Annotated in this window: 24 protein-coding genes and 2 pseudogenes; 15 read left to right on the top strand and 11 right to left on the bottom strand. The window is 65.5% G+C overall.

What is annotated here, in order from left to right; all coding sequences use genetic code 11:
* Positions 1-68: 68 nt before the first annotated feature.
* The 7 genes from MSG_RS21415 (at position 69) to MSG_RS21385 (ending at position 8,259) form a co-directional block, all read left to right on the top strand.
* Positions 69-731 carry a TetR/AcrR family transcriptional regulator gene (locus MSG_RS21415; RefSeq protein WP_096442801.1) on the top strand — a complete coding sequence of 221 codons (663 nt, stop codon included), beginning with the start codon at positions 69-71 and terminating at the stop codon, positions 729-731.
* 11 nt (positions 732-742) lie between these two features.
* On the top strand, positions 743-937 hold the full coding sequence (locus MSG_RS21410) for a ferredoxin (RefSeq protein ID WP_096444714.1): 195 nt from the start codon (positions 743-745) through the stop codon (positions 935-937).
* A gap of 2 nt (positions 938-939) precedes the next feature.
* Positions 940-2,178: a cytochrome P450 gene (locus MSG_RS21405; protein ID WP_096442799.1), complete on the top strand. Its 1,239-nt coding sequence runs from the start codon at positions 940-942 to the stop codon at positions 2,176-2,178.
* 173 nt (positions 2,179-2,351) lie between these two features.
* Positions 2,352-3,416: an amidohydrolase family protein gene (locus MSG_RS21400; RefSeq protein WP_232011322.1), complete on the top strand. Its 1,065-nt coding sequence runs from the start codon at positions 2,352-2,354 to the stop codon at positions 3,414-3,416.
* Positions 3,413-4,651: a M24 family metallopeptidase gene (locus tag MSG_RS21395; protein ID WP_096442796.1), complete on the top strand. Its 1,239-nt coding sequence runs from the start codon at positions 3,413-3,415 to the stop codon at positions 4,649-4,651. The genes MSG_RS21400 and MSG_RS21395 overlap by 4 nt, the downstream gene beginning before the upstream one ends.
* Positions 4,641-5,768 (top strand): M24 family metallopeptidase, encoded by a 1,128-nt coding sequence (locus tag MSG_RS21390; RefSeq protein ID WP_096442795.1) that lies wholly within the window; start codon positions 4,641-4,643, stop codon positions 5,766-5,768. Before MSG_RS21395 ends, MSG_RS21390 begins: the two co-directional genes overlap by 11 nt.
* A 7-nt stretch (positions 5,769-5,775) precedes the next feature.
* The gene (locus MSG_RS21385; RefSeq protein ID WP_096442794.1) at positions 5,776-8,259 is read left to right on the top strand and encodes a CaiB/BaiF CoA transferase family protein; all 2,484 of its coding nucleotides are present in this window, start codon (positions 5,776-5,778) and stop codon (positions 8,257-8,259) included.
* 13 nt (positions 8,260-8,272) lie between these two features.
* Here the strand turns inward: MSG_RS21385 and MSG_RS21380 are convergent, their stop codons facing one another.
* On the bottom strand, positions 8,273-9,112 hold the full coding sequence (locus MSG_RS21380; protein ID WP_096442792.1) for an SDR family NAD(P)-dependent oxidoreductase: 840 nt from the start codon (positions 9,110-9,112) through the stop codon (positions 8,273-8,275).
* 85 nt (positions 9,113-9,197) lie between these two features.
* Here MSG_RS21380 and MSG_RS21375 point away from each other — a divergent pair, with 85 nt between their 5' ends.
* Positions 9,198-9,689 carry a MarR family winged helix-turn-helix transcriptional regulator gene (locus tag MSG_RS21375; RefSeq protein WP_096442790.1) on the top strand — a complete coding sequence of 164 codons (492 nt, stop codon included), beginning with the start codon at positions 9,198-9,200 and terminating at the stop codon, positions 9,687-9,689.
* Positions 9,690-9,708: 19 nt separating this feature from the next.
* Positions 9,709-10,125, top strand: a complete 417-nt coding sequence (locus MSG_RS21370; RefSeq protein WP_096442788.1) for a DUF5313 domain-containing protein — start codon at positions 9,709-9,711, stop codon at positions 10,123-10,125.
* A 3-nt stretch (positions 10,126-10,128) separates the two neighbouring features.
* On the opposite strand, the gene MSG_RS21365 is transcribed toward MSG_RS21370, so the two are convergent.
* Complete coding sequence (locus tag MSG_RS21365) at positions 10,129-10,968, bottom strand: mycofactocin-coupled SDR family oxidoreductase (protein ID WP_096442786.1); 840 nt, start codon at positions 10,966-10,968, stop codon at positions 10,129-10,131.
* A 288-nt stretch (positions 10,969-11,256) separates the two neighbouring features.
* Positions 11,257-11,907 (bottom strand): TetR/AcrR family transcriptional regulator, encoded by a 651-nt coding sequence (locus tag MSG_RS21360; RefSeq protein ID WP_096442784.1) that lies wholly within the window; start codon positions 11,905-11,907, stop codon positions 11,257-11,259.
* A 230-nt stretch (positions 11,908-12,137) separates the two neighbouring features.
* On the opposite strand from MSG_RS21360, the gene MSG_RS21355 reads away from it, so the two are divergent.
* Positions 12,138-13,322 carry an acyl-CoA dehydrogenase family protein gene (locus MSG_RS21355; protein WP_096442782.1) on the top strand — a complete coding sequence of 395 codons (1,185 nt, stop codon included), beginning with the start codon at positions 12,138-12,140 and terminating at the stop codon, positions 13,320-13,322.
* Here the strand turns inward: MSG_RS21355 and MSG_RS21350 are convergent.
* Positions 13,319-13,633: a DUF4190 domain-containing protein gene (locus MSG_RS21350; RefSeq protein WP_096442780.1), complete on the bottom strand. Its 315-nt coding sequence runs from the start codon at positions 13,631-13,633 to the stop codon at positions 13,319-13,321. The genes MSG_RS21355 and MSG_RS21350 overlap by 4 nt on opposite strands.
* 84 nt (positions 13,634-13,717) lie before the next feature.
* On the opposite strand from MSG_RS21350, the pseudogene MSG_RS25735 reads away from it, so the two are divergent.
* A pseudogene (locus MSG_RS25735) lies at positions 13,718-14,771 on the top strand (NAD(P)H-dependent amine dehydrogenase family protein).
* Position 14,772: 1 nt separating this feature from the next.
* Here the strand turns inward: MSG_RS25735 and MSG_RS21335 are convergent.
* The 7 genes from MSG_RS21335 to MSG_RS21305 all read right to left on the bottom strand — a co-directional run bounded on the left by MSG_RS21335 (position 14,773) and on the right by MSG_RS21305 (position 20,482).
* Positions 14,773-15,534, bottom strand: a complete 762-nt coding sequence (locus MSG_RS21335; protein ID WP_096444713.1) for an acyl-CoA dehydrogenase family protein — start codon at positions 15,532-15,534, stop codon at positions 14,773-14,775.
* 62 nt (positions 15,535-15,596) lie between these two features.
* Entirely contained in the window at positions 15,597-16,712 is a 1,116-nt protein-coding gene (locus MSG_RS21330) for an acyl-CoA dehydrogenase family protein (RefSeq protein WP_096442778.1), read from the bottom strand.
* The gene (locus tag MSG_RS21325; RefSeq protein ID WP_096442776.1) at positions 16,709-17,158 is read right to left on the bottom strand and encodes a nuclear transport factor 2 family protein; all 450 of its coding nucleotides are present in this window, start codon (positions 17,156-17,158) and stop codon (positions 16,709-16,711) included. The genes MSG_RS21330 and MSG_RS21325 overlap by 4 nt, the downstream gene beginning before the upstream one ends.
* Complete coding sequence (locus MSG_RS21320; RefSeq protein ID WP_096442774.1) at positions 17,136-18,359, bottom strand: metal-dependent hydrolase family protein; 1,224 nt, start codon at positions 18,357-18,359, stop codon at positions 17,136-17,138. The genes MSG_RS21325 and MSG_RS21320 overlap by 23 nt, the downstream gene beginning before the upstream one ends.
* Before the next feature lie 3 nt (positions 18,360-18,362).
* Positions 18,363-18,689: a hypothetical protein gene (locus tag MSG_RS21315; RefSeq protein ID WP_096442772.1), complete on the bottom strand. Its 327-nt coding sequence runs from the start codon at positions 18,687-18,689 to the stop codon at positions 18,363-18,365.
* The gene (locus MSG_RS21310) at positions 18,670-19,950 is read right to left on the bottom strand and encodes an aromatic ring-hydroxylating oxygenase subunit alpha (protein ID WP_096442770.1); all 1,281 of its coding nucleotides are present in this window, start codon (positions 19,948-19,950) and stop codon (positions 18,670-18,672) included. The genes MSG_RS21315 and MSG_RS21310 overlap by 20 nt, the downstream gene beginning before the upstream one ends.
* A gap of 22 nt (positions 19,951-19,972) precedes the next feature.
* Positions 19,973-20,482 carry a carboxymuconolactone decarboxylase family protein gene (locus MSG_RS21305; protein WP_096442769.1) on the bottom strand — a complete coding sequence of 170 codons (510 nt, stop codon included), beginning with the start codon at positions 20,480-20,482 and terminating at the stop codon, positions 19,973-19,975.
* 409 nt (positions 20,483-20,891) lie between these two features.
* Here MSG_RS21305 and MSG_RS21300 point away from each other — a divergent pair, with 409 nt between their 5' ends.
* From MSG_RS21300 to MSG_RS21285, 4 genes and pseudogenes are all read left to right on the top strand, one after another.
* Positions 20,892-22,190, top strand: a complete 1,299-nt coding sequence (locus tag MSG_RS21300; RefSeq protein ID WP_096442767.1) for an amidohydrolase family protein — start codon at positions 20,892-20,894, stop codon at positions 22,188-22,190.
* Positions 22,191-22,304: 114 nt separating this feature from the next.
* Complete coding sequence (locus MSG_RS21295; RefSeq protein ID WP_096442765.1) at positions 22,305-23,471, top strand: acyl-CoA dehydrogenase family protein; 1,167 nt, start codon at positions 22,305-22,307, stop codon at positions 23,469-23,471.
* A 5-nt stretch (positions 23,472-23,476) separates the two neighbouring features.
* Positions 23,477-23,890, top strand: a pseudogene (locus MSG_RS21290) (enoyl-CoA hydratase/isomerase family protein); the annotation flags it as partial.
* A gap of 58 nt (positions 23,891-23,948) precedes the next feature.
* Positions 23,949-25,097 carry a thiolase family protein gene (locus MSG_RS21285; RefSeq protein WP_096442763.1) on the top strand — a complete coding sequence of 383 codons (1,149 nt, stop codon included), beginning with the start codon at positions 23,949-23,951 and terminating at the stop codon, positions 25,095-25,097.
* Positions 25,098-25,180 lie beyond the last annotated feature (83 nt).

Genomic DNA, 25,180 nt, shown 5'->3' with positions numbered 1-25,180 from the left:
AGCGACAGGCCGGACAGTATTAAATCAAGCGCTTGACTTAATAGGATCGGACGAGGTTCACTAGCCCAATGACGACGGCCAGGACGGTTCGGACCGAGCGAGCCAGCTCCACCCAAGAAGCGATCCTGGTGGCGGCCGAGCGGCTGTATGCCGAGCACGGCATGTTCGCGGTGTCCAACCGGCAGGTCAGCGAGGCCGCCGGGCAAGGCAACAATGCCGCGGTGGGCTACCACTTCGGTACCAAGGCCGACCTGGTGCGCGCCATCGAGGAAAAGCACCGCGGACCCGTCGAAGAGTTGCGCGAGCGGATGGTGGCCGACCTGCTGGCCTCGGGCGAACAGGGCGAATTGCGAGCCTGGGTGGCCTGCCTGGTGCGCCCACTCACCGACCACCTGGCTGACCTGGGCAACCCCACCTGGTACGCGCGATTCGCCGCGCAGGCCATGACCGATCCGGCCTACTACAACATCGTCGTCAAGGGCGCGCTCAGCTCGCCGTCGCTCGTTCAGGTTGTCGACGGCATCAACCGCTGCCTGCCCAACCTGCCGGTCGATGTGCATTTCGAGCGCAACATCATGGCCCGCAACTTGCTGATGCACACCTGCGCTGACCGTGAGCGAGCGCTCGCCGCGGGAACCTCGATGGCCCAACCCTCTTGGCGGGCCGCCGCTTTCAGCTTGATCGATGCGATCGTGGGTCTTTGGCTGGCACCCGTAACGCCGCACGAGTGAAGAGCGTGTCAATGAAAGTGACAGTCGACCAGGCCAGTTGCGCATCGGCGGGCAATTGCGTGATGAACGCGCCCGAGCTCTTCGACCAGCGCGACGAGGACGGTGTCGTCGTCCTGCTCAACGACCGCCCAGCACCGGAGCAGAGCGAAGGCGCCCGCCAGGCCGTCGCGGCGTGCCCGGCCCAGGCCATCCACATCGAGGAGTGACTATGTCGGAGACACTCGCGGACACCGCGACCGAGGCCGAGATTCCGGAATACCCGATGGCCAGGGACGCCCGCTGCCCGTTCGCACCACCTCCCGACGTGATGGCTTTGGCCGCCGAGCGGCCGTTGTCCCGGGTCCGGATCTGGGACGGCAGCACACCGTGGCTTATCACCGGCTACGAGCAAGTGCGCGAACTCTTTTCGGATTCGCGGGTCAGCGTCGACGACCGGGTGGGCGGCTTCCCGCACTGGAACGAAGGCATGCTGTCCACCGTGCACAAGCGCCCCCGATCGGTGTTCACCTCCGACGGAGAGGAGCACACCCGGTTCCGGCGAATGCTGTCCAAGCCGTTCACCTTCCGCCGGGTGGAAAACCTGCGGCCCACGATTCAGCAGCTTACCGACGACCACATCGACAGGATGCTGGCGGGACCCCAGCCCGCGGATATCGTTGCCTCCATTGCACTTCCGGTCCCTTCCCTGGTGATCAGCCAGTTGCTCGGGGTTCCCTACGAGGACGCCGAGATGTTCCAGCACCACGCCAACGTCGGCCTCGCGCGCTACGCCGCCGCCGAGGACACGATGAAGGGCGCGATGAGCCTGCACAAGTACCTGGCTCAGCTCGTCGAAGCCAAGATGGAAAACCCGGCCGAAGACGCGGTTTCCGATCTCGCCGAACGCGTCAAGTCCGGCGAGCTCAGCGTGAAAGAAGCCGCGCAACTGGGCACCGGACTGCTGATCGCCGGGCACGAAACGACCGCGAACATGATCGGGCTCGGCGTCCTCGCACTGCTGCTGAATCCGGACCAGGAAGCCGTCATCCGCGAGGCCGAAGATCCCAAGATTCTGGCCAATGCGGTCGAGGAGTTGCTGCGCTACCTCAGCATCATCCAGAACGGTCAGCGCCGAGTTGCCTTGGAGGACATTCACATCGCCGGAGAGACCATCCGCGCGAACGAGGGCATCATCATCGACCTGGCACCGGCGAACTGGGATGCGGGCGCCTTCACCGAGCCTGATCGGCTCTACCTGCACCGGTCGGGGGCCGACCGCAATGTCGCGTTCGGCTACGGCCGGCATCAGTGCGTGGGCCAGCAGCTCGCGCGCGCCGAGTTGCAGATCGTCTTCCAGACGTTGTTCCGCCGCATCCCGACGATGGCTCTGGCCGTGCCGGTCGAGGACGTTCCGTTCAAACACGACCGGCTCGCCTACGGCGTCTACGAATTGCCGGTCACCTGGTAGTCGAAATGGATTGAGCAGCCCGAGATCAATCCGCATATCCCGGTCCGAATGGAGGGTCAACAATGTCAACGTCGACAACCACCGCTTCGCTCTACCCGCCGGGCGGCTACGGCGCCCCGAAGAATCGCCGCGGCCACGCCGCGGACAGCGATGTGGGCCTGCCCGCGGGGACCGTGGTCTTCTCCGCGGACAACCACATCTCGCTAGCCGACGACATCTTCTACGAGCGCTTCCCGGATGAATTGAAGGACAAGGCGCCGCGGATCTGGTACGAGGACGGCGCCTACCAAGTCGGGCGCAAGGGCCAGTCGTTCCTGCCGGGCGACTTCAGCGCGGTGCTGATGCAATACGACGACCTACCCGGGGCGGCGAGCACCAACATCGAGGCCCGCATCCAAGAGCTGCGTGAGGACGGTGTTGAGAAGGAACTGGTCTTCCCCAACGCGATCCTGGCGCTCTTCCACTACCCCGACAAGCAACTGCGGGAGCTGGCTTTTCGCATCTACAACGAATACATCGCCGAGCTGCAGGAGCGGGCAGGCGGTCACCTCTACGGCGCCGGCCTGATCAACTGGTGGGATCCGCAGGGGGCCCGCACGACGCTGGCCGAGCTGAAATCGTTGGGAATCAAGACGTTCCTGTTGCCGCTCAACCCGGGCAAGGATGACGACGGCAACATCATCGACTACGGCAGCACCGCGATGAGGCCGGTCTGGGACGAGATCGAGGCCGCCGGGCTTCCGATCACGCATCACATCGGCGAAACCCCGCCGAAAACCCCGTGCGAGTTCAACAGCGTGGTGGTCGGCATGATGATCAACATCGACGGCTTCCGCGAGCAATTCGCCAAGTACCTGTTCACCGGAATTCTCGATCACCATCCCGGCCTGCGAATCGGCTGGTTCGAAGGCGGGATCGCTTGGCTTCCTTGGGCTTTGCAGGATGCCGATCATTTGATGGGGTCGTATCAGCACATGTTCAACCGGGCCCTCGAGCACGAACCGCGCTACTACTGGGACACCCACATGAGCGCGTCGTTCATGGTCGATCCGCTCGGCCTACGACTGATCGACGAGATCGGGGTCGACAAGGTCATGTGGTCCAGCGACTACCCGCACAACGAAAGCACCTACGGGTACTCGGAGAAGTCGCTGAAAGCCGTCGTCGACGCAGTCGGGCCACACAAGGCGAAGGCGATCGTCAGCGACAACGTGACGAAATTCTTGGGCCTGCAGTGACAACCCTCGCGCAAGTGGGCATCGGCAGCGGACTGGTGATTCCCGAAACACCGGACCTGGCCCGGCTGCGGCGCGAGACCGGCGCTCGGCTGCGGTCGGCGATGGCAGACCGCGGAGTCGACGCGATGATCCTGCTGGGCAACAACGCGGTGGTCTATGCGACCGGCGCGAGTTGGCCGCTGGGCGACGCCGGACTGTCCTACGTCGAGCGTCCGGTGGCCGTGGTGCTCGCCGGCGACGCCTGGCCGCACCTGTTCCTGCCGTTCCGGGAAGGCGCGGCGCAGGAGACGGACCTGCCCGCCGACCACCTGCACGGGCCGGTATATCTCGAATTCGACGAGGGTGTAAGCGATTTCGCGCGGGCACTGGACGATCTGATTCCGGCTGCAGCGGTGGTGGCCGTGGACGAGCTTACGGGCGCCATGTCCCGTGCCCGAAAGGTGTTGTTCCCCAACGGAACCACGGTCGATGCCGCCGCGATCGTCAGTGCGGCCAAGGCGGTCAAGACGCAGGATGAATTGTCCTGTATCCGCGAGGCCATCCGGATCACCGACGAGGCAATGGTCGAAGTCCAGAAGCGCCTGGCGCCCGGGATCCGTCAGATCGATTTGTCGGCAAGCTTCTTGCGCCAGGCCTTCGAACTGGGCGCCACGGCGAGCATGCTCGAGCCGATCTGGCAGGTGATGCCACCGAGCAAGGCTGAGGGCGTGTGGACCACGCACGGCGACCTGGCGCTGCCGTTGCTGAGCACCGAGCGTGAGCTCGTCGAAGGTGACGTGTTGTGGACCGATGTCAGCATCACCTATCACGGTTACTGCTCCGACTTCGGGCGCACCTGGCTGGTGGGCCGGGACCCGTCGCCGCGCCAGCAGGCGCAGTTCGACAAGTGGTTCGAGATCATGACCGCCGTCCTGAATGCCGCCAAGGCTGGCGCCACCGCCGCGGATCTGGGCAGGGCAGCGACCCAGACCAACGGCGGTGCCAAGCCGTGGTTGCCCCACTTCTACCTGGGGCACGGAATCGGCGTGAACGCGGCCGAGATGCCGATGATCGGAACAGATCTCGGGCAGGAATTCGACGAGAAATTTGTTCTTCAGTCCGGGATGGTGCTGGTGCTGGAGCCGGTGGTGTGGGAGGACGGCACCGGCGGCTACCGCAGCGAAGAGGTCCTGGTGATTACCGAGGAGGGCTCGATCCGATTGACCGACTATCCCTATAAACCTTATGGCAACTGAGGTTCTGCCCGACGAGCGCACCCTGCGCTTGGGGCGCAGGCAGCGAGCGCTGGAACAGATGGCGGCGCACGATCTCGATGTGCTGGTCCTGGGTCGGCAGGCCAACGTCCGTTACGTCACGGGCACGCCGCAAGTGTGGGTCGCGGGCACCCGTCCGTTCGGCCCGACCTGCGTGCTGGTTCGTGCGACCGGCGCCGTGCATCTGCTTAGCACCTGGGACGAGGGTGTTCCCGAGGACATCCCGCACGAGAACCTTTACGGCATCTCGTGGAATCCGGCGAACACCATTGCGGCATTGGGCCGCATCGACGGCGCCGCCACCGCCCGCCGCGTCGGAACCGACGCGCTGTCACCTGTATTCGCGCAGCTGCTGCCGACCGCGTTTCCCAACGCCGAGCTGGTCGACGGCGAGCTCGCGATGCGTGCGGCCCGGCGCATCAAGACGCCCGAGGAAGTCGCCGCGTTGCGAGAGTCGATCGCGGTGGCCGAATCGTCGCTCGCCGCCGCGGTGTCCGAATTGCGAGCCGGGGTCAGCGAGCAAGCCCTGGCCGGCGTGTTGTTGGAGGCCTCGGCGGCCGGCGGCGTGAGCACCCCGTCGAACCAGGATGTCGCGTGGGTGACGTCGCGCGAGCATCCGTGGCGGCGCGCCAGCGGTGACGGCCGGATTCAGGAGGGCGACCTGGTGGCCTTCTCGGCCGGCGTGCTGGCCGGTGGCTACATCGGTGAGGTAGGACGGACCTGGCCCGCCGGCAAGGGGCAGGCGCCCGGCGGCGCCCCGGCGCTGTATCAGCGCTGGGAACTCCTGTGGGCCAAGCTGATTTCCTCGTGCCAGCCGGGTTTCGGGGCCACGGAATTGCTGGCCGCCTACGAGGCTGCGGGTGAGCCGGCACCACCGATGCCGGTGGCCCGCGGGCTCGGCATGGGCTTCGACCCCCCCGTCGTGTCGAAGCACTTACCCGTGACCGCGGCGGAGGAACAGCTGAAGCCCGGCATGGTGCTCGCCGTGACGGGCTATGTCTGGGAACAGGGTGTCGGCGCGGTATTCGGGCGAGAGGCGGTGCTGATCACCGCGGACGGTCCCGAAATGCTGACCTCGAGCCCGTTCTGGCATGCCTGACGGTCGTATGCCGAAGCCGACGGCGATCCAAGAAGGGCGCCGAGGGGAAGAGAAAAAGCTAGTGGCACAAGCCTCGGCTGAGCCGCCCCTGGCCGGCTACACGGTGGTCGACCTGTCCACCGGGATCGCGGGTGCTTACTGCACCAAGCTCCTGGCCGATGGCGGCGCGGACGTCGTCAAAGTCGAGCCCCCCGAAGGCGATTCACTGCGATCCTGGTCGGCCTCCGGTGCGGCGCTGGAACCCGGCAGTGACGGCGCCCTGTTCAGCTTCCTGGCGAGTTCCAAACGCAGTGTGGTCGCCGATCCCGGCAACCCCGACGACGTCGACCTGGTCGACCGGTTGCTGGCGTCGGCCGACGCGGCGGTGTGGTCTTCCGGTTCGGCCTTGGCCGACCACCCGGGCTTGGCGCCCCGCGATATTCTGCGGTGCTATCCGCATCTCGTCGTCACCGCGATCACACCGTTCGGGCTCGAGGGCCCCTGGCGCGACCGTGCCGCAACGGAATTCACGTTGCAGGCATGGTCGGGGGGAATTGTCGGGCTCGGGCGTGGTCAGCAGGACCGCGCGCCGGTGTTCGTCGGCGGCCAGGCCGGAGAGTATTTGGCCGGGGTGTACGCGAGTGTCGCGATGCTAACGGCACGGCACAGCCAAATCGCGTCCGGTGCAGGGCAACTCCTAGACCTGTCGATGCTGGAAACGCAGATCCTCGGCCTGACCTATTACCCCGTCACCTACTTCGAGATGCTCGGGCGGCCATGGCGAGACATGCGACGCGTCACCGTGCCGGGTGTGGCTCGGGCCAAGGACGGCCTGGTGGATGTCGGTTGCGGGACCGCCCAGCAGTGGTTCGACCTCTGCGCGATGGTCGGTCATCCGGAGTGGATCGACGAGGATTCGCCGCTGACGATCACCGAGCAGGCAACCCTGCACGCGGACGAAATCTATGCCTGGGTCGAAAGCAACACCGTCGACGACATACGTGAACTCGCATCGGCATTCCGAATTCCCAACGCTCCAGTTGGCAACGGCGCCAACGTGACATCCATGGACCACTTCGTCGAGCGCAGCTCGTTTGTGCGCGCACCGGGCGGCCGTTTCGACCAGCCGGGGCTTCCCTATCGGATGCGGCCCGCGCGGCTTCGCGAACCGCAGCCCGCGCCGCGGCTGGGCGCACACACCGCGGCCTACCGGGCCGCGGATCTGATTCCCCGGCCCGCACCCAGGGCGTTGCCAAACCCGTTGCCCCTGAGTGGACTTCGGGTGCTCGACATGACGGCATTCTGGGCCGGCCCGTGCGCCACCCATTTTCTGGCATTGCTCGGTGCCGAGGTCATTCATGTGGAATCCGCGCGCCGGCCCGACGGGACGCGGCTGATCGCCGGCGTGCCGATCACCGAGACGCAATGGTGGGAGCGCTCGCCGATCTTCGCGGCGCTGAACACCAACAAGAAGGGGCTGACGCTGGACCTGCAGCAGCCGCTGGGCCGGGAACTGTTACACCGGCTCATCGCAACCTGCGACGTGATCGCGGAGAACTTCACGCCCCGGGTGCTGGACCAGATCGGCCTGGATTTCGCTGCGGTCCAAGCGATCAAACCGGACGCCATCATGCTGCGGATGCCCGGCTTCGGCCTGGATGGGCCGTGGCGCGACAATCCGGCCTTCGCCTATGCCATCGAGTCCGCGGCCGGTGTGAGCTGGATGACCGGCTACCCGGACCGCACCCCGTACGAGCCGTATTCGATCGGCGACCCCAACGCGGGTTTGCATGCGCTCAATGCTCTGCTGCTGGCGCTTGAGCACCGCCGCCGCACTGGCGAGGGAGTGTTCGTCGAAGCGGCGATGATCGACGCGACACTGAACATCGCGGCGGAGCAGGTCATCGAGTACTCGGCCTACGGTGCGCTGCTGGATCGTGCGGGCAACCGCGGGCCCACGGCGGCGCCGCAGAATCTCTACCGCTGCGCGGGCTTCGACGAGTTCGGCAGACCCGACAACTGGGTTGCCGTCGCAGTGCAGACCGACGAACAGTGGAAGAGCCTGTGCAGGGTGGTCGGAAAGCCTTCCTGGGCAACCGATCCCGCGCTGACCGGGATGGCGGGCCGGCGTGAGAACCACGATCTCATCGACGAGCAGCTAGCCGCCTGGTGTGCAGACCGCAGCGGCGACGACATCGTTGCCGTGCTCTGGGATGCGGATGTGCCCGTCGCCAAGGTCATGCAGCCGCATCGTCAAACGGAATTGGAGCAGTTGACCTTCCGCGGCTTCTTCGAAATCGTCGATCATCCGGTCAACGGCCCGGCCAGGCTCAGCACCGTGCCGCTGAGGTTTTCGGCCGAGCCGGGAGCGATTCACACGCGGCCCGCGCCGCTGCTCGGGCAACACAACCACGAGCTGCTGGCCGAGTTGGGCCTGACGGCAACCGAGATCGCCGTCCTGGAATCCGATGGCATCATCGGCCGGGCCCCGACGATGTACCCGGCGACCTGAGCGCGACACCCGGTTAGTGCGACCACCCCTCGGCGATCTGATCGTCGAACGTGCGGTCAATGCGCTCGAACCTGCGCTGGATCGACGTCCGGGCGGCCCCGTGCGGCAGCACGTACAACCGGTTCGCCAGAATCGCGTCCGCGGTGAGCCGCGCGACGCCGTCGACCGTGACGGTGTCGTCCTGCGTGGGCGGCAGTTGCCCGAACCCGCTTATCAGATCGGGGGCTGACGCGAGCCCGTCATCGGCGCCCCGGATGCGTTCGGAGTTGGCGACCAGTTTGGTTTCGATGACCATCGGGCAGAGCACCGAGACGCCGATGCCCTGGTCCTTGACCTCGCGGGCCAGCGTCTCGGCGAGCCCGACGACGCCGTACTTGGCAACGCCATACGCACCGAGCCCGGCGTTGGGCACCAGCCCGGCAAAGGACGCGGTGAACGCGATATGCCCGCCGGTGCCCTGCTCGATGAGCCTTGGGACGAACGCCTCGACGGCGTGAATAGAGCCCCACAAATCGATGTCGATCACCCAGCGCCAGTCCTCGTGGGTCATCGCCACGAGCGGGCCCCCGACCACGATGCCGGCGTTGCTGAACACGACATCAACCTGACCCAGCAGGCGGACCGACTCGTCCGCGAGGTGAACCATCTGCTCGACGTGCCGGACGTCGCACTCCACGCCATGCGCGTCGAATCCCTGGGCGGTCAAGTGTGCGACGGCCTGCTCCAGCGCTGACTTGTCGACGTCGGCCAGCACCAGGCGGGCGCCGCGGCGGGCGAATTCGGCGGCGGTGGCCAACCCGATGCCGCTCGCTCCACCCGTGATGACCGCCCCGCGACCCTCGAATCCGTCCATGGATTCCGAGCGTATTACTCCCGGCGGCCACGGTGTGAGGGGCATCATGTAGGTAGGGCACTAACTATTAGGGCACTATGTGTGTGTGGCCAAGCCGTCTGCGCGCGAGGTCGATCCGCTCGCCCTCGAGCACCAGGTGTGCTTCGCGCTGGCCACCACAAACCGCGCGGTCTTGGCGGTGTATCGACCGCTGTTGGAGCCGCTCGGCCTGACGCATCCGCAGTATCTGGTGATGCTCACGCTGTGGTATCACCGTAAGACGCCGGGCGCGGACCAATCGCCGCTGTCGGTCAAACAGATCGCCGTGACTTTGCAGCTGGATTCGGCCACGGTCTCGCCGATGCTCAAGCGCCTGGAGGCGTTGGGTCTGATCACGCGCGCCAAGAATGCCGTCGACGAGCGTGCAACCGATGTCACGCTGACCGAACGCGGGATTGCGTTGCGTAAGCGCGCACTTGCGATTCCGCCCGCTGTGGTGGCCGGGCTGGGCGTCGAGTTGGCCGAACTGGAGAACCTGCATCGCGTGCTCACCCGGATCAACGCTGCCGCCGTGGCAGCCGGCGCTCTACAATCCTGACATCACTCAAGGAGCCATCATGACCGACGCGAATCCCAACCTCTGGCAGCGCTTTGGCTATGCCTACGGCCGGCGCCTGCCCGACTCGATGCGCAGCTGGGTCGCGCGCGATCTGGCCGGCGAGGGGGCCATCCGCCGGCACATGCTCCGCTGGGCGATACCGCCTTTGCTGGTCCTGGCCCCGTTCTGGTTGCTGCCGGCCTCGCTCTACGTGCACACCGAGATGACCGTGCCGCTATACGCGTGGGCGTTGGTGATTAACTTTGCGCTGAACAAGGTTTGGCGTCGGCATCGGTTGGCCGTTCACGGGCTGGACCCGAAGCTGGTCGACGCGATCAACCGCCAGAAAAATGCCCGGATGCACGAGGACTACGCCCGCCGCTACGGGCCGCGGCCCAAAGAGTCTGAGTGGCAGGACAACAGCAGTCCCTTCTGACGGCTACTTCAGGCAGCTGCCGCCGTCGATGGGCAGCGTGACGCCGGTGATGTACCGCGCCTCGTCGGATGCCAGGAAAAGCACCGCGTTGGCGATGTCCTCGGGCTCGACCCAGCCGATCGGCAGGGTGTGCATCAGCTGGCCGACGACCTTCATGTCATCGGGGCCCGGGTTCTCCAGATCGGGCCGGAACAGCTTCATCGTGCCCTCGTTCATGAACAGCGGGGTGTTGACGTTGGTCGGGTGCACGGAGTTGACGCGGACGTTCTGCGCGCCGAGCTCGACGGCAAAGGTGCGCATCAAGCCGACCACGCCGTGCTTGGCGGCAACGTAGTGACCGGTGTGCGGGTAGGCCTTGAGGCCGCCGACCGAGCTGGTGAGGATGATCGAGCCGCCGTTGCCGCCCGCGAGGATATGCGGCACACCGGCTTTCACGGTCTTCCACACACCGGCCAGGTTGATGTCGATCATGGCGGTCCAGTCGGCTTCGCTGGTCTTGTCCAGTGTCTGTCCACCGTTGCCGATGCCCGCGTTGGCGACGATGATGTCGAGCTTGCCGAGCTGCTCGACGCCGGTGTCGACGGCGGACTTGAGCGCGTCGTAGTCGCGGACATCGACCTCGGCGGTGTAGATCCGACGGTCGTGTCCCTTCACCAGGTCCGCGGTCTCGGCCAGATCCTCCGGCGTGGAGGCGGCGATCAGATCCACGGTGTCGATCTTCTTGCAGATGTCGACTGCGATGATGTCGGCGCCCTCCTGGGCCAACCGCACCGCGTGGGCACGGCCCTGACCGCGCGCCGCACCGGTGACGAAAGCGACCTTGCCTTCAACACGTCCAGCCATGGCTACCTCAACTCCTGACTTGAATCTCTTCGGCACTCAGCGGAGCCGGGCCAGCATCGATTCCCAGCCCCGAACGGTGGCAGTCGGGGAGGGCCAGGAATTGCGCCCGCCGCAATCTGCCGGGACCGCGAATCGTGCCGCATCGTGAACTCTGTCGTCAGTCGCCAATAGGTGTCAACGGCAGAATCATTTTGGCTATTTATGGTTCTAGATATTAGAGAATTTGATTCTCAGAACGCAACTCGGGTGCGCTATTTGGTCAGTGCGGTGTTGCGACTCGGGGGTGCGCTAGCGGGCGAATCCGCGTGAGCAGAAGTCCCAGACCTCGTCGGCGTCGATGGGGTGAACGGTCGCGTCATCGGAGCCGCCGCTGGACTGGGCGATGAACATCACTGTCTGCATCGTCATGGCCGCGATGCGGCGGGGATTGAGGTCGGGCCGCAACTTGCCGGCGTCACTCGCTGCCTCCATGAGCTCAGTCAGCAACGCCAGCAGCGGCGCGTGTGCGACCTTAACCTCGACAGGGTGCGTGACCAGCAGGCGCGGGGCAAAGTCGGTGAACAGGGGCCGCTTAGCGGTGGGATCCGGGCGGGACGACTCGTAGAGCAACTCGACGGCCACCTTGAGCCGCTCGAGCGGATCGGAGTGGCTTTCGGTGGCGGCACGGATCTGGTCGGCCGACCGGCTCAGCGCGTCCTCGAAGAGCGCCAGCAGCAGCTCGTGCTTGCCGTCGAATTGCAGGTAGAAGCTGCGCAGCGACTGGCGGGAGCGATCCACTACCTCTTGCACGGTGAAGTCCGTGCTGCCCTTTTCGATGATGATCGCCTGCGCGGCGTCCAGGAAACGCTGAACGCGTTGCGCGGCGCGCAGTTTCGCGGTCTTGATGGACCGTTCGACGGCGCGTTGCTTCCAGGCCGGCTCTTCGCTTGCGCTGGTCACGGCCGACTCGGACGACTGCCGCGACGGGAGAACATGGTTGGACTCTACCGGAGAACGCCGTGCCATCGGTGCGCTCGACCCCCTCGCGGCCGTAGTGTCGGAGATTGTAACTTTCGTACTGCGAGAATACTATTCTCTTACACGTGTGTATGGAAGGCCCATCGCAAGAGTGAACCACGGCCTGGGTGGAAAGCCTGAACCGCCGGCGGCCAAGGAACCCGGGGAGTGCTGTGCAGCTGACCTTTGATGCCGACGTCGAGGCATTCCGCGCCGAGTTCGTGGCTTTTCTGGACAGCCATCTGCCGCAGCTCTTCGGCTCGGGAGAGGTGCTGAAGCGACCGAAATCGAGTTCCGACGTACCTGGGTGGGCGCGCCGCTGGCAGCGATTGCTCTTCGACAACGGCTGGCTCCTGCCCGGAAATCCACCGGAGTTCGGCGGCCGCAACGCCACCCTGCTGCAGCAATACGTGTACATGGAAGAGCTGTCGCGGCGGCGGGTCTATCAAAGCTTCAATCCGCAGGGCGTGGGCATCATCGCTGCCTCGGTGCTGTCGTTTGGGACGCCAGAGCAAAAGCAGCGTTGGGCCATCCCGATCCTGCGCGCCGAGATCACCGCATCGCTGGGCATGAGCGAACCCGGCGCCGGGTCGGATCTGGCCTCCCTGAAGACGCGGGCGGTGCTGGACGGTGACCACTTCGTGGTCAACGGGCAGAAGGTGTGGACGTCGGGCGCTCATGACGCCGATGTGTTGCTGACGTTCGTGCGCACCGACCCGGCGGCGGCAAAACACAAGGGCATCAGCGCCTTAATCATTCCCACCGACACCCCGGGCGTGGTGCGGCGTCCGTTCGCGTCGGTGTCCGACAACGAAGACGTCGACTTCAACGAGGTTTTCTTCACCGACGCGCGGGTACCCGCCGAGAACCTGATCGGCGACCTCAACGAGGGATGGCGCGTGGCGACCGGATCCCTCGGCCACGAACGCGCCATGCTGTGGCTGGATTACGCCGACATGTTGCAGGCGCTGTGCGTCGAGTCGCGCCCATCCGGACCGCTGCAGCGCGACCGGTACGCCACGCTGGTGATGGATCGTTATGCGATGCGCTTGCTGGGGTCGGCCTCGTTGGCCAAGGCCGCCCGCGGGGAGGAAGACGTGCCCGCACAGTCGGTGCTCAAACTGCTCGGCTCGGAAGCCATGCAGCGCGCCTGCGAAGACGCCCTGAACGCCCAAGGGCCCGAAGGGCTTGTGCTGCGCGCGGTCACCGCCCCGTTCGCTCCCCTGAATCTGGACAGCCACTACGGCGGTTGGTTCGACCGCTACGTGCGTACCTTCGCGGCCACCATTGCCGGCGGCACGTCGGAGATCCAGCGCAATATCATCGCCGCACGCATACTCGGCCTGCCGCGCAACTAGCAGTTATTCGTCGCGGGATCGTCCACGCATCGTTGAAACCAGCCCGGGTCCTTGGAGTCCACCCAGGCGTAGTAACCGACCGCGGCCAGCCCGGCGGCGATCGCCACGATCCCCAACAGGATGCCGGCGACCGCGACCCGGCCGTTGGTCGCCTCGCCCCGGTTGGCGCGCCCGCGGCCGATGTCGCCGGTAACCACGGCCGCGACACCCAGCGGCACACCGATCATCAACCAGCAGGTCAGCAATGAGGCCGCGCCCAGGATCAACGAGGCTACGCCGATCTGGTTCTTCGGTGCGTCGGGACGGCTCATGCCTGCTGATCCTAGGTGTAGGTTGCTGGGTGCCAACCTAGCCGCTAACCAGCTGGAGTGTGCTGTGCGAACGACGACGCCGCAATGATCCGGGTCATTCCGTGGGGCATCGGCACGGTGGGCCGAGAAATGGTCACGACGATCATCGACCACCGGCCCGACCTCGAGATCGTCGGCGCCCGCGTCTACTCGTCGGCAAAGGACGGCGCCGACATCGGCGCACTGGTCGGTCGGTGCCCCCATCGGCGTGACGGCGCCCAGCGATTCGGACGCGATCCTGGCGCTGGATGCCGATTGCGTGCTCTACACGCCCCGCAACACCAGCATCGACGACGTGTGCGCCATCCTCGCCAGCGGCAAGAACGCCGTGACGACGGCCTTCCTGTTCCATCCGCGGCGCATCGCGCCGGCCGATCGCGACCGTCTCATGCGGGCTTGCCAGGCCGGCGGCACCACCGTGCACGGCAGCGGCTTGAATCCCGGAAACCTTTCCGGTGTCTTGCCTTTGGCGTTGTCGGGGATGAGCCGGACCATCGACAAGATCACGGTGCAGGAGCGCGCCGACTGGTCGGTGTATGAGAGCACGTCGATCACGTTCGACAACATGGCTTTTGGGCAACCGGTCGAATCGATCAGCCGCACCGGCACCGAATTTCTGGAGTTCAACAGCGGAATCTTCGCCGAGCAGGTGTGGTTCCTCGCCGATGCGCTCAACGCGGACATCGACGAGGTCGCCGTCTCGGTGGACGCGGTCGCGGCCGAGGCCGATCATCAGATCTTCGAGCGCCGGAACCACCGCGGGGCAACGATGGATCTGGTCCGGACGGCGTGCCGGCCAGCCTCTCATCGAGATCGAAACGCTGTGGACGGTCGGTGGCGAATACCCAAAGCATTGGCCGAGACCCAGGGACGGCTGGACGCTGACCATCGAAGGCGACCCGTCGATGCGCACGCACTTCTTCGCCCTGGCCAGTTTAACCCGCGCCGCAAGCATGGAAGAACACGTCCGCTCGGCCAGCGTGGCCACCGGAATGCAGGTCCTCAACGCCGTGTCCGCCGTCTGCGCCGCCCCCTCGGCTTTGCCACCACCGCGGACCTGCCCCTGATCCGAAGCCATATCGGATTCGGCAATCGTTGAGCTAGAGCTGCGCCAGCCGGGGCGCGGATCCCTTGGCCCGCAGCACTTTACCCGCTTCGAGGGTTAGTTCTCGCGCGCTGCCGAGCAAGCTGTCCAGCACCAGGGCCCGCTTGACGTGACGATGCAGCATGTGTTCGGCGGTGAAGCCGATGCCGCCGAGCACCTGCTGGCAGTGCTTCGCGGTGGTCAACGCCGCCTGGCCGGCGGCCGCCTTCGCCAGTAGGCTGGCGAGGCCGCCGGGGTCCTCGGACACCTCGGCGGCGGTCACGAGGGTCGCCTCGGCGCCCTCGATGGCAACCAGTGTCTCGGCCAGCCGATGCCGAATCGCTTGGAAAGAACTGATGTGACGGCCGAATTGGACGCGATCCAGAGCGTGTTGGCGCGCCAGCGTGAGCATCGCCCGGCTGCTGCCGACGAGCCACCAGCCCACCGCCCGCCGCCCGGCTGCCAGCCCGGCTTGCGTGAGTGAATCGCCTTCTGCGACAGGGTGTATAGGTAACTCACCGTCGATTGCCGAACTCGGAATGTCTTCCCGCTTCCACTGCACCCAGGAGTCCCCCGCGAACGGAAGCGGGGTGACACCGCCCGGCGCCTTCCCTGCCGCGCGCAAAACCACGTCGTTGAGCACCGGCGCGTGCGCGCCCGTTTCACCGAGCAGTCGAAACACCAGAGGGAGTGCCAACTGGGGGATTTCGCTCAGCATGTCGTGCCAGCCGAGCTTGGTCAAGGCGGCGTCGAGCTTGGCGCCGGAAGCCGCGGTCATCGCGGTGCGTATCGACTCCGCCAGCAGCTGCAGCTCTTCGGAGTCCGAGCCCGGGTCCACGATCACTCCTTCCCGAGGTCGAGCAGCCAGCGGGCGATGATGTTGCGCTGAATCTCGGCGGTCCCGCCGTAGATGGTCGATGCGCGCGAATACAGGTACTCCGAACGCCACGGTGTCTCGTCGAGCTCGAGGTCTCCTGGCATCAGGTCGCGCACGGTGTCGTAGAGGCGCTGTTCGGCGGAGGCCAGCAGCACCTTGTCGATCGAGGTGTCGGGGCCCAGCCGTGCTCCGTCGCGCAGCCGGTACTGGGTGGCGCGGGACCGGCAACGTAGCGTGTGCAACGCGAGATACGCTGCACCCAAATCATATTCGTCGTAGCCTCCATGTCTGCTGCCGCCGGACACCTCGGCGATGAGCTCATCGAATCGCGAGTACAGGTAGGCGATGCGCTGCCAGAAGCAGGTGGAGCGCTCGAAGGGCAGCAGGTCCATCGCGAGTTTCCAGCCGTCGCCGGGCTTGCCGAGCATGCGGCTCGACGGGACCACCACGTCGTCGTAGTACACCTCGCAGAACTCGTCGACGCCGTGCATCGTGCGCAGCGGCCGGATGGTGATGCCGGGAGTGTCCAGGTCGACGAAGAACGCGGTGATGCCCTCATGGTTTGGTTGGCCGGGCCCGGTGCGGGTGAGCAGGATGCAACGGGTGGAGAACTGCGCGAAGCTGGTCCACACCTTCTGCCCGTTGACGATCCAGTTGTCGCCGTCCCGCACCGCGCGGGTGGTCAACGACGCCAGGTCGCTGCCGGACCCGGGCTCGGAAAAGCCTTGGCACCACTGCTCTTCGCCGCGCAGCAATCGCGGCACCATCTCGGCGGCGAGTTCGGTCGGCGCGTAGTCGATCATCGTGGGAGCGAGCACCTCGAGCATCGAATACGGGCCGGGCTCGGCCAGGCGGCGGCCGACCACCTCTTCGCCGACGATCGCGCGCAGCAGGGCGGGTCCGCCCAGGCCACCGACCTCGACGGGCCAGCCGTACCGCATCCAATCGGCGTCGTAGAGCGCGCGGCTCACCCGGAGGAATTGCCGCATGTGCGACTGCAGCGAGTCGTCGGGTCCGGGGGTCAGGTCGTGTTCATCGAGCCACGCGCGCAGATCGGTCCGGAACTCCTCGACGTTCACGGTGCGGGGCGACCGATCGCGTGCGGGCGCCCGGAGTCGTGCACGCCGTTGCGGCGAATGAACGTCATGGCTCGGGTCTTCAGCCGCCAGCCGTCCGCGGTCCGCGAGTAGGTGTCGCGGTAGTAGCCGATCCGCATGTCGTGGGTCGACCCGTCGATGAAGCACAACGGCTGGGTGCCGCTCGCGGAGTCGCCTTCGAGGTCGCCGATCAAGGCAGTTCCGGTGAGGAACAACCCCTTTGGCGCCGCGGCTACCAGCTCGGGGAACCGGTCCAGCCGGTAGGTGGAACCGAAGGCGCTGTAGGTCCCGTCGGGGGTGAACACGCCGATGAGTCCCTCGATGTCCTCTTGGGTGATGGTGACCGCGTAGCGGGCGAGCAGCTGCTGGATCTCGACCAGATCGTCCGTTCTGGATGGGCCGCTCTCAGACTGATCGGGCGTTGACATAGACCTTGCCGCCTTTCATGACAAAGCTGACGTTACGGGTAACGGTGATGTCGTCCAACGGGTTTCCCGGTACCGCGATGATATCGGCGAGCTGGCCCGGCGCCAGCCGGCCCCGGTCCGTCGAGTTGATCAGATCGGCGGCAACGACGGTGGCCGCTCGCAACACCGCCAGCGGCGGCATCCCCCACTCGACCAGGGTGACCAGCTCGTCGGCGTTGCGGCCGTGCGGTATCGCGGGCGCGTCGGTGCCAACCGCGATCTTCACCCCGGCCTCGTAGGCGGCCTTGATCGAGGTTTCGGCTTTGGGAAACATCTCGGCTGCCTTGTCCTGCAACTCCTTTGGAGCGCGAGATACGTCCATCGCTTGGGCGAGCCCGCGGGTGGTCACCAGGAACCGATCGTTGTCGACCAGCATCTGGATGGCCTCGTCGTCCATCAGGAAGCCGTGCTCGATGCAGTCGATACCGCACGCGACCGCATGCTTGACCGCTTCTGCGCCGTGGGTGTGCGCGGCGACGCGCAGCCCGCGCCGGTGCGCCTCGTCGACGATCGCCCGCAGCTCCTCGTCCGAATAGTGTTGTGCGCCGGCCTCACCGGTTAGTGACATAACGCCGCCGGACACGCACACCTTGATCAGCTGGGCCCCGTGTTTGATCTGGTAACGCACGGCCTTGCGGATCTCGTCGACGCCGTTGGCGATGCCCTCTTCGACCGTGAGCTCAAGCGCGCCCGGCATGAAGGCCGCGAACATCGTCGGGTCGAGGTGTCCCCCGGTGGGCGTGATGGCGTGACCCGCCGGGACGATGCGGGGGCCCTCGATCCATCCCGCGTCGATGGCTTTGGCCAGGGCAACGTCGAGCAGGTAGCCGCCGGTCTTGACGAACAGGCCCAGGTTGCGCACGGTGGTGAACCCGGCGCGCAGTGTGCGCCGTGCGTTGCCGACCGCACGCAGCACCCGAGTCGGCGGGTCGTCCTGCACCTGAGACAGTCCCGGCGTCTCGCCGCGGCCGCCCATCAGGAGGTTGACCTCCATGTCCATCAGGCCGGGCAGCAGGATCGCCTCGCCCAGGTCGATGACCGCGTCTTCCGGGCCCGAGCCCCCCACGCCGGCGATCCGGTCGGCTTCGACCTTCAGGATGCCGGGGCGAAGGATCTCACCGGCGTCGACGTCGAGCAGCCCGGCGGCCTTGAGCGTTGGCACCGGCTAGATCACCGGTTCGCTGATCACTTCGACCCACGCCGCTCCGCTGTCGGGGACGCGGGGCTGCTTCCATGCCTCGATCGGGAACGACACCATCACCAACGATTGCATCATGTGCATCAGGCTCTTCGCGTCGTCGGGCAGGTCGTCCAGCGGAAACTTGTCGCAGTACGCGATCACGTCGTTCAGCTTCGGAAACGCGACGTCGTAGAACGCCTGCATCTCGGGCATCGTCGAAGCCAGCCGCTTGGCGTAGCGCTCGGGCTCGGTGGCCAGGTCCCACTCCACAAACGGCTCCAATTCGGCGAATTCAGACGGTAACTTTGCCATTGCGCTGGTACTCCTTGACGTAGTTGCCGGTCGTGTGGTGCAGATGGCGGATCAGGACTTCCTGGTCGCACAGCAGGAACTCCTTGACCGCCCGGGTGCCGATCATGGTCTGGGTCGCTTCCAGGGTGTTCGCGTCCTGCAGCGCGTACTCCTTGAATGTCACCGCGGCTAACTCCTGGGCCAGCCGTTCCCGCGCGTTGCGCGGCGGCACGAAGTACAGCGTCGACTCGAAGATGTGCTTGTCCACCGCGGTCGGCCAGTAGTGGTAGGTCAGGTACCAGCCCGGCTCCCAGATCAGCAGCATGAAGTTCGGGTAGAACAGCCACGAGTCGATGCCCCACTGCGGCACCCGCTTCACGTTGACGCCCGGCGGCAGTTCCAGGTTCTGGATGATTTCCGGCTTGTCCCATGGGCCGAACAGCCCGCTGCGCAACACCTGGTCCAGCGGCTTGACCATGCTCATGTCCGCTGGCGGTGCCTGGCCACCCCAGGTCGACTGCAGGCTGTGCGGGCCGGCCACTTCGTAGTGCAGCGCCTCGTAGCCGTACTTCTGGATCTTGGCGGCTTCTTCCTTGGTGTACTGCCCCTGGTGCAGGATCGGCGCGTGGTAGAACTCGACGAACGCGTCGATGAACAACTTCCAGTTGCTGCCGACCTCGGCCCGATAGGAGTAAGTCTCGGTCATCTCGCCGAAGGGGTAGCCCTCGATGCTCTTGGCGAGCGGCCCGAGGTAGTCGATGAGTGGCGCGGCGTTGTCGTCGAAGTTGATGAAGATGAAGCCTTCCCAGACCTCGCAACGGACCGGGGCCAGGCCGAAGTTGCTTTTGTCGAGATTGAAGAACTCGTCTTCCTGTTGGACGAAGGTCAGGTCGCCGTCGAGGCTGTAGCGCCAGGCGTGGTACTTGCAGGTGAACTGCCGGCAGGTGCCTGAGGTTTCCTCGTTGGGAAAGTCGTTCCACACCAACTTGTTTCCGCGGTGCCGGCAGACGTTGTGATACGCCTTGACGATCCCGTCCTTGGTCTTGGTGAGGATGACCGAGGTGCCATTGCCGGCCGAGGGTAGTTCTCGAGTGAAGTAGCTGCCGGTCTTGGGTAATCGCTCGACCCGGCCGACGTTGAGCCAGGTCCTCTTGAAGACCGCCTCACGCTCGGCCTCGAAGAACGCGGGGTCGATCGAGTCGGTGTAATCAACCGGATCGGTGCCCAAGTCGGGGTAGTTCTCTGTCCAGCTGCCGGCAGCTGGCTTGGGGAAGTGAGCCACGAGTTCAACCTCTCTGATGCGTCTAGTCGTGCTCGAGCTGAATGCCAAAAGTGTTGAAGGCCATGGCCAGCGTGGTGTAACAGCCGACGGTGAAGACAAAGTCCATCCGCTGCTGATCGCTCAGGCGCTCGCCGAGTGCCGACCAGGTCTGGTCTGACAGCTGCGACTTTTCGTCGAGTTCGTCGACGGCGGTGGTCACCGCGCGGTCGAATTCGTCGAGCGCCTCGCCACGCTGGAGCGCCGCGATCTGCTCGTCGGTGATTCCCTCGGCCTTGGCCATTCTGACGTGGTGCGACCATTCGTAGGCGCTTTCCCGGCGATGCGCCACCCGCAGGATCGCCAGCTCGCGGATGCGCGGCGGCAGCGTGGACGACATCAGCAGGTGGACGTTGAACCGGAGGAACGCCTTGGCCAGCGCCGGGTGGCGGGCGAGGGTGGAAAGTGCGTTGTTGGTGGCCGCGTCTCGCATCGCCGAAAGCGCCTGCTGGGTGGCCTCGTCCCACTGGTCGGCGGGCAGCGGCGACAAGCGCATTGAGGTATTCCTCTCGGCGAATGAGAATTGTATTCTCATTTACAACCAACAGACTTGCACGATTCGCTCCTCCGGTCAATGGCACCGGGGCCCGGACCCGGCATGAGCGGCCTTCGTGCGGCGGGTGGCCGGTCGCAGGCAGCTCCCGGTGCGGCCCAATCGGCGTTGAGCACCAAATTTTTGTTTCGAAGTTTGATGCGACTGCGGCGCTCGCGCTCCCGGCCGCGTCGTCGTCGCACGTGAGGAGGTTATCCGTGGCGGCGAGGGGCGACCCGGAACGCTTCCCGAAGCGATGGGGATGTTGATTCTCGCATTACGAGAAGATAGTTTTCAACGGTAGACGGCCGACGTTGGCAAGCCGACGTTATGGGGGCAGACTGCTCAGTGGACTCGATGGAGAGGGAACGTCATGAACAAAGAAGACATGATGCTGATCAGCGTCGACGATCACACAGTCGAACCGCCGGACATGTTCAAGAACCATCTGCCGAAGAAGTACCAAGACGATGCGCCGCGCCTGGTGCACAACGCCGACGGCTCGGACATGTGGAAGTTCCGTGACACCGTCATTCCCAACGTCGCACTCAACGCCGTCGCCGGCCGGCCGAAGGAGGAGTACGGCATCGAGCCGACGGGGCTCGACGAGATCCGGCGGGGTTGCTACGACGTGGACGAGCGGATCAAGGACATGAACGCCGGCGGCATCCTGGCCTCCATCTGCTTTCCGTCGTTCCCGGGGTTTGCCGGGCGGCTGTTCGCCACCGACGACCACGACTTCTCGATCGCGCTGGTGCAGGCTTACAACGACTGGCACATCGACGAATGGTGTGGCGCCTACCCCGCGCGATTCATTCCGATGGCGATCCCGGTGATCTGGGATGCCGAGGCGTGCGCCGCCGAGGTGCGCCGGGTGTCGAAGAAGGGCGTGCACGCGCTGACCTTCACCGAAAACCCGGCCGCAATGGGCTATCCCAGCTTCCACGACGAGTACTGGAATCCGCTGTGGAAGGCGTTGGTGGAGAACGACACCGTGATGAACGTGCACATTGGCTCCTCGGGGCGGTTGGCCATCACCGCGCCGGACGCCCCGATGGACGTGATGATCACGCTGCAGCCGATGAACATCGTGCAGGCCGCCGCGGACCTGTTGTGGTCGCGTCCCATCAAGGAGTTCCCGGACCTCAAGGTCGCGCTCTCCGAGGGCGGAACCGGCTGGATCCCCTACTTTTTGGAACGCGCCGACCGGACCTACGAGATGCACTCCGCCTGGACGCACCAGGACTTCAAGGGCAAGCTGCCCAGTGAGGTCTTCCGCGACCACTTCCTGACCTGCTTCATCAGCGACAAGGTCGGCGTAGCGCTGCGCAACATGATCGGCATCGACAACATCTGCTGGGAGGCCGACTACCCGCACAGCGACTCAATGTGGCCGGGCGCGCCCGAGGAGCTGTGGGATGTGTTGTCCCTCAACAACGTCCCCGACGACGAGATCAACAAGATGACCTACCAGAACGCGATGCGCTGGTACTCGTTCGACCCGTTCACCCACATTTCACGCGAACAGGCTACGGTCGGTGCGCTGCGCGAGGCCGCCGACGGGCACGACGTGTCTATCAAGGCGCAGGGCCACGCAAAGGACAGCCGGGGCGGCTCGTCCTTTGCGGACTTCGCGGCCAACGCCAAAGCCCTTTCCGGCAACAAGGATTGACCCGCCAATTAGGCAGGGCCCGGCAAGCAGACGCAGAATCGCATTGTTAGGGTGACGATCGTGCGATTCTGCGACTGCTCGCGCTGATAAGGAGGCGCCGTGCCCGGCGATGGAATGAATTTCGAGCTGACCGATGACCAGCAGGTGATCCGCAGGTCGGTCGCGGAGCTGGCGGGCAAGTTCGACGACCAGTACTGGATGGAAAAAGACCAGGCGCACGAATTCCCTTCCGAATTCTACCAGGCGATAGCCGACGGCGGCTGGCTGGGAATGACGATCCCGACCGAATACGGCGGCCATGGTCTCGGTATCACCGAAGCCACCATCCTGCTCGAGGAGGTCGCCAAGTCCGGCGGCGCGATGAACGCGGCCAGCTCGATCCACCTGTCCATCTTCGGGATGCAGCCGGTGGTCGTGCACGGCTCCGACGACCTGAAGGCGCGTACGCTGCCCTCGGTGGCGACGGGTGAAGTGCACGTCTGCTTCGGCGTAACCGAACCCGGTGCCGGACTTGATACTTCCCGCATCACGACGTTCGCCAAGCGCGACGGGGACCGCTACGTGGTCAATGGCCGCAAGGTGTGGATCTCCAAGGCGATGGAATCCTCCAAGATCCTGTTGCTGACACGGACCCAGAGCTACGACGAAGTCACGAAGAAGACCGACGGCATGACGCTGTTTCTCACCGACCTCGATCGCAGCCGTATCGACATCCGTCCCATCCGCAAGATGGGCCGCAACGCCGTGAGCTCCAACGAGTTGTTCATCGACAACCTCGAGGTTCCGCTTGAGGACCGAGTCGGGGAGGAGGGCAAGGGATTTCAGTACATCCTGGATGGCCTCAACCCTGAACGCATGCTGATCGCGGCCGAGGCACTGGGCATCGGCCGGGTGGCGCTGGACAAGGCGGTGAAATACGGCAACGAGCGCGAGGTCTTCGGCCGGCCCATCGGCATGAACCAGGGACTGCAGTTCCCGCTCGCGGACTCGCTGGCGCGCCTCGACGCCGCCGAACTGATGTTGCGCAAGGCGACATGGCTGTATGACAACGGCAAACCTTGTGGGCGCGAAGCGAATACGGCAAAGTACCTGTGCGCTGACGCCGGCTTCGCGGCCGCCGACCGGGCGATGCAAACTCACGGCGGCATGGGTTACGCGGAGGAGTACCACATCACCCGCTACTTCCGTGAGGCCCGGCTGATGAAAATCGCACCGGTCAGCCAGGAGATGATTCTCAATTTCCTGGGGTCCAACGTGCTGAAATTGCCGAGGAGCTATTGAGCGCCTTGGCAGGACGAGACGACCTTGTCCTGCTGTCGGAGGACAGCGGCGGGGTGCGTACGTTGACGCTCAATCGTCCGCGTCGCAAAAACGCCATCAACCCGGAGCTATGGGTGGCGCTGCGCCACGCTCTCGACGAGGCCGGTCGTGACCGCGCCGTGCGCGCGCTGGTGATCACCGGTGCCGGCGGGAGCTTCTGTTCCGGCGCCGACATCTCGGTTCCCGACGATGTTCACCCGAAACACAAGCTGCAGCGGCTGACCGACGTCGCGCTGGCCCTGCACGAACTCCCGATCCCTACGGTCGCCAAAGTCAGCGGCGTTGCGGTCGGTGCCGGATGGAACCTGGCCCTGGGTTGCGACCTTGTCGTTGCGACGCCGGAATCGACTTTCTCGCAGATCTTTTCGAAGCGCGGTCTGTAGTTTACTGGCAGCTGGGCGCTGTCAAGATCTGACGAGGAGCGATCGGAGTAGGGATATGCGCGAGACAGTCATCGTCGAAGCGGTGCGCACGGCGGTCGGGAAGCGAAACGGCGGGCTGTCCGGCATGCATGCCGCCGACCTGTCCGCGGTCGTGCTCAACGAACTGCTGGAGCGCGCCGGAGTCGGACCGGAGATCGTCGATGACGTGGTCTGGGGGTGCGTGTCCCAGGTGGGCGACCAGTCGAGCAACATCGGGCGCTATGCCGTCCTGGCCGCCGGCTGGCCCGAGGCCATTCCGGGCACGACGGTCAATCGAGCCTGCGGTTCCAGCCAGCAGGCTCTCGACTTTGCGGTGCAGGCGGTGATGTCGGCTCAGCAGGATGTCGTCGTGGCCGGCGGCGTGGAGGTCATGAGCCGCGTTCCGCTGGGCTCGGCCAGGGCATCCGGGATGCCGTACGGCCCCAAAGTGCTTGGCCGCTACGACGACTTCTCCTTCAATCAGGGCATCTCGGCGGAGATGATCGCCAAGAAGTGGGGCTTCTCGCGTACCCAGGTCGACGAGTATTCCGCGCAGTCGCACGAGCGCGCCGCCGCCGCGCTGGACGCCGGCGCATTCACCGACCAGATCGTCCCCGTGTTCGTCGAGGACGGCACCGTCGTCAACGTCGACGAGGGAGTGCGACGGGGGACCAGCGTCGAGAAACTGGCATCGCTCAAGCCGGCGTTCGTCGACGATGGCGTGATCCATGCGGGCAACTCCTCGCAGATCTCCGACGGCGCGGCCGCGCTGCTGGTGACCACGTCGGAAATGGCGGTGCAACTCGGGCTGACGCCGCTCGTGCGTTATCGCGCCGGCGCTGTCACCGGAGCCGACCCGGTGCTCATGCTCACCGGACCCATTCCGGCGACGGAAAAGGTGCTCACCAAGGCCGGCGTCGCGCTGTCCGAAGTCGGCGCGTTCGAGGTGAACGAGGCCTTCGCGCCGGTCCCGATGGCCTGGCTCGCCGAGACCGGTGCCGACCCGCGACGGGTCAATCCACTCGGCGGCGCGATCGCGCTGGGGCACCCGCTGGGCGCCTCCGGGGCGGTGCTGATGACCCGGTTGGTGAACCACATGCGCGACAACGGCATCCGGTACGGGCTGCAGACCATGTGCGAAGGCGGCGGCACGGCCAACGCCACGCTGGTCGAGCTCCTTACCTAGCGGACCGCCGTACTGGCCTGGCCTGAGCCGCACCGACAAGTCGCCGGTGACCCTTGTCACAGGCGAGAAACTAACCTACTGTG

It is taken from the genome of Mycobacterium shigaense, from assembly GCF_002356315.1.
GTDB lineage: Bacteria > Actinomycetota > Actinomycetes > Mycobacteriales > Mycobacteriaceae > Mycobacterium > Mycobacterium shigaense.
Note: the sequence above shows the minus strand (reverse complement) of the source record. Positions and strands in the feature narration are given on the sequence as shown.

What these genes read in the sequence shown, in the direction of transcription:
- MSG_RS21415 (WP_096442801.1), top strand. Translation starts at nt 69, where the DNA reads ATGACGACGGCCAGGACGGTTCGGACCGAGCGAGCCAGCTCCACCCAA.
- MSG_RS21410 (WP_096444714.1), top strand. Translation starts at nt 743, where the DNA reads ATGAAAGTGACAGTCGACCAGGCCAGTTGCGCATCGGCGGGCAATTGC.
- MSG_RS21405 (WP_096442799.1), top strand. Translation starts at nt 940, where the DNA reads ATGTCGGAGACACTCGCGGACACCGCGACCGAGGCCGAGATTCCGGAA.
- MSG_RS21390 (WP_096442795.1), top strand. Translation starts at nt 4,641, where the DNA reads ATGGCAACTGAGGTTCTGCCCGACGAGCGCACCCTGCGCTTGGGGCGC.
- MSG_RS21385 (WP_096442794.1), top strand. Translation starts at nt 5,776, where the DNA reads ATGCCGAAGCCGACGGCGATCCAAGAAGGGCGCCGAGGGGAAGAGAAA.
- MSG_RS21380 (WP_096442792.1), bottom strand. Translation starts at nt 9,112, where the DNA reads ATGGACGGATTCGAGGGTCGCGGGGCGGTCATCACGGGTGGAGCGAGC.
- MSG_RS21370 (WP_096442788.1), top strand. Translation starts at nt 9,709, where the DNA reads ATGACCGACGCGAATCCCAACCTCTGGCAGCGCTTTGGCTATGCCTAC.
- MSG_RS21365 (WP_096442786.1), bottom strand. Translation starts at nt 10,968, where the DNA reads ATGGCTGGACGTGTTGAAGGCAAGGTCGCTTTCGTCACCGGTGCGGCG.
- MSG_RS21350 (WP_096442780.1), bottom strand. Translation starts at nt 13,633, where the DNA reads ATGAGCCGTCCCGACGCACCGAAGAACCAGATCGGCGTAGCCTCGTTG.
- MSG_RS21335 (WP_096444713.1), bottom strand. Translation starts at nt 15,534, where the DNA reads ATGACCGCGGCTTCCGGCGCCAAGCTCGACGCCGCCTTGACCAAGCTC.
- MSG_RS21325 (WP_096442776.1), bottom strand. Translation starts at nt 17,158, where the DNA reads ATGTCAACGCCCGATCAGTCTGAGAGCGGCCCATCCAGAACGGACGAT.
- MSG_RS21315 (WP_096442772.1), bottom strand. Translation starts at nt 18,689, where the DNA reads ATGGCAAAGTTACCGTCTGAATTCGCCGAATTGGAGCCGTTTGTGGAG.
- MSG_RS21305 (WP_096442769.1), bottom strand. Translation starts at nt 20,482, where the DNA reads ATGCGCTTGTCGCCGCTGCCCGCCGACCAGTGGGACGAGGCCACCCAG.
- MSG_RS21300 (WP_096442767.1), top strand. Translation starts at nt 20,892, where the DNA reads ATGAACAAAGAAGACATGATGCTGATCAGCGTCGACGATCACACAGTC.
- MSG_RS21295 (WP_096442765.1), top strand. Translation starts at nt 22,305, where the DNA reads ATGAATTTCGAGCTGACCGATGACCAGCAGGTGATCCGCAGGTCGGTC.
- MSG_RS21285 (WP_096442763.1), top strand. Translation starts at nt 23,949, where the DNA reads ATGCGCGAGACAGTCATCGTCGAAGCGGTGCGCACGGCGGTCGGGAAG.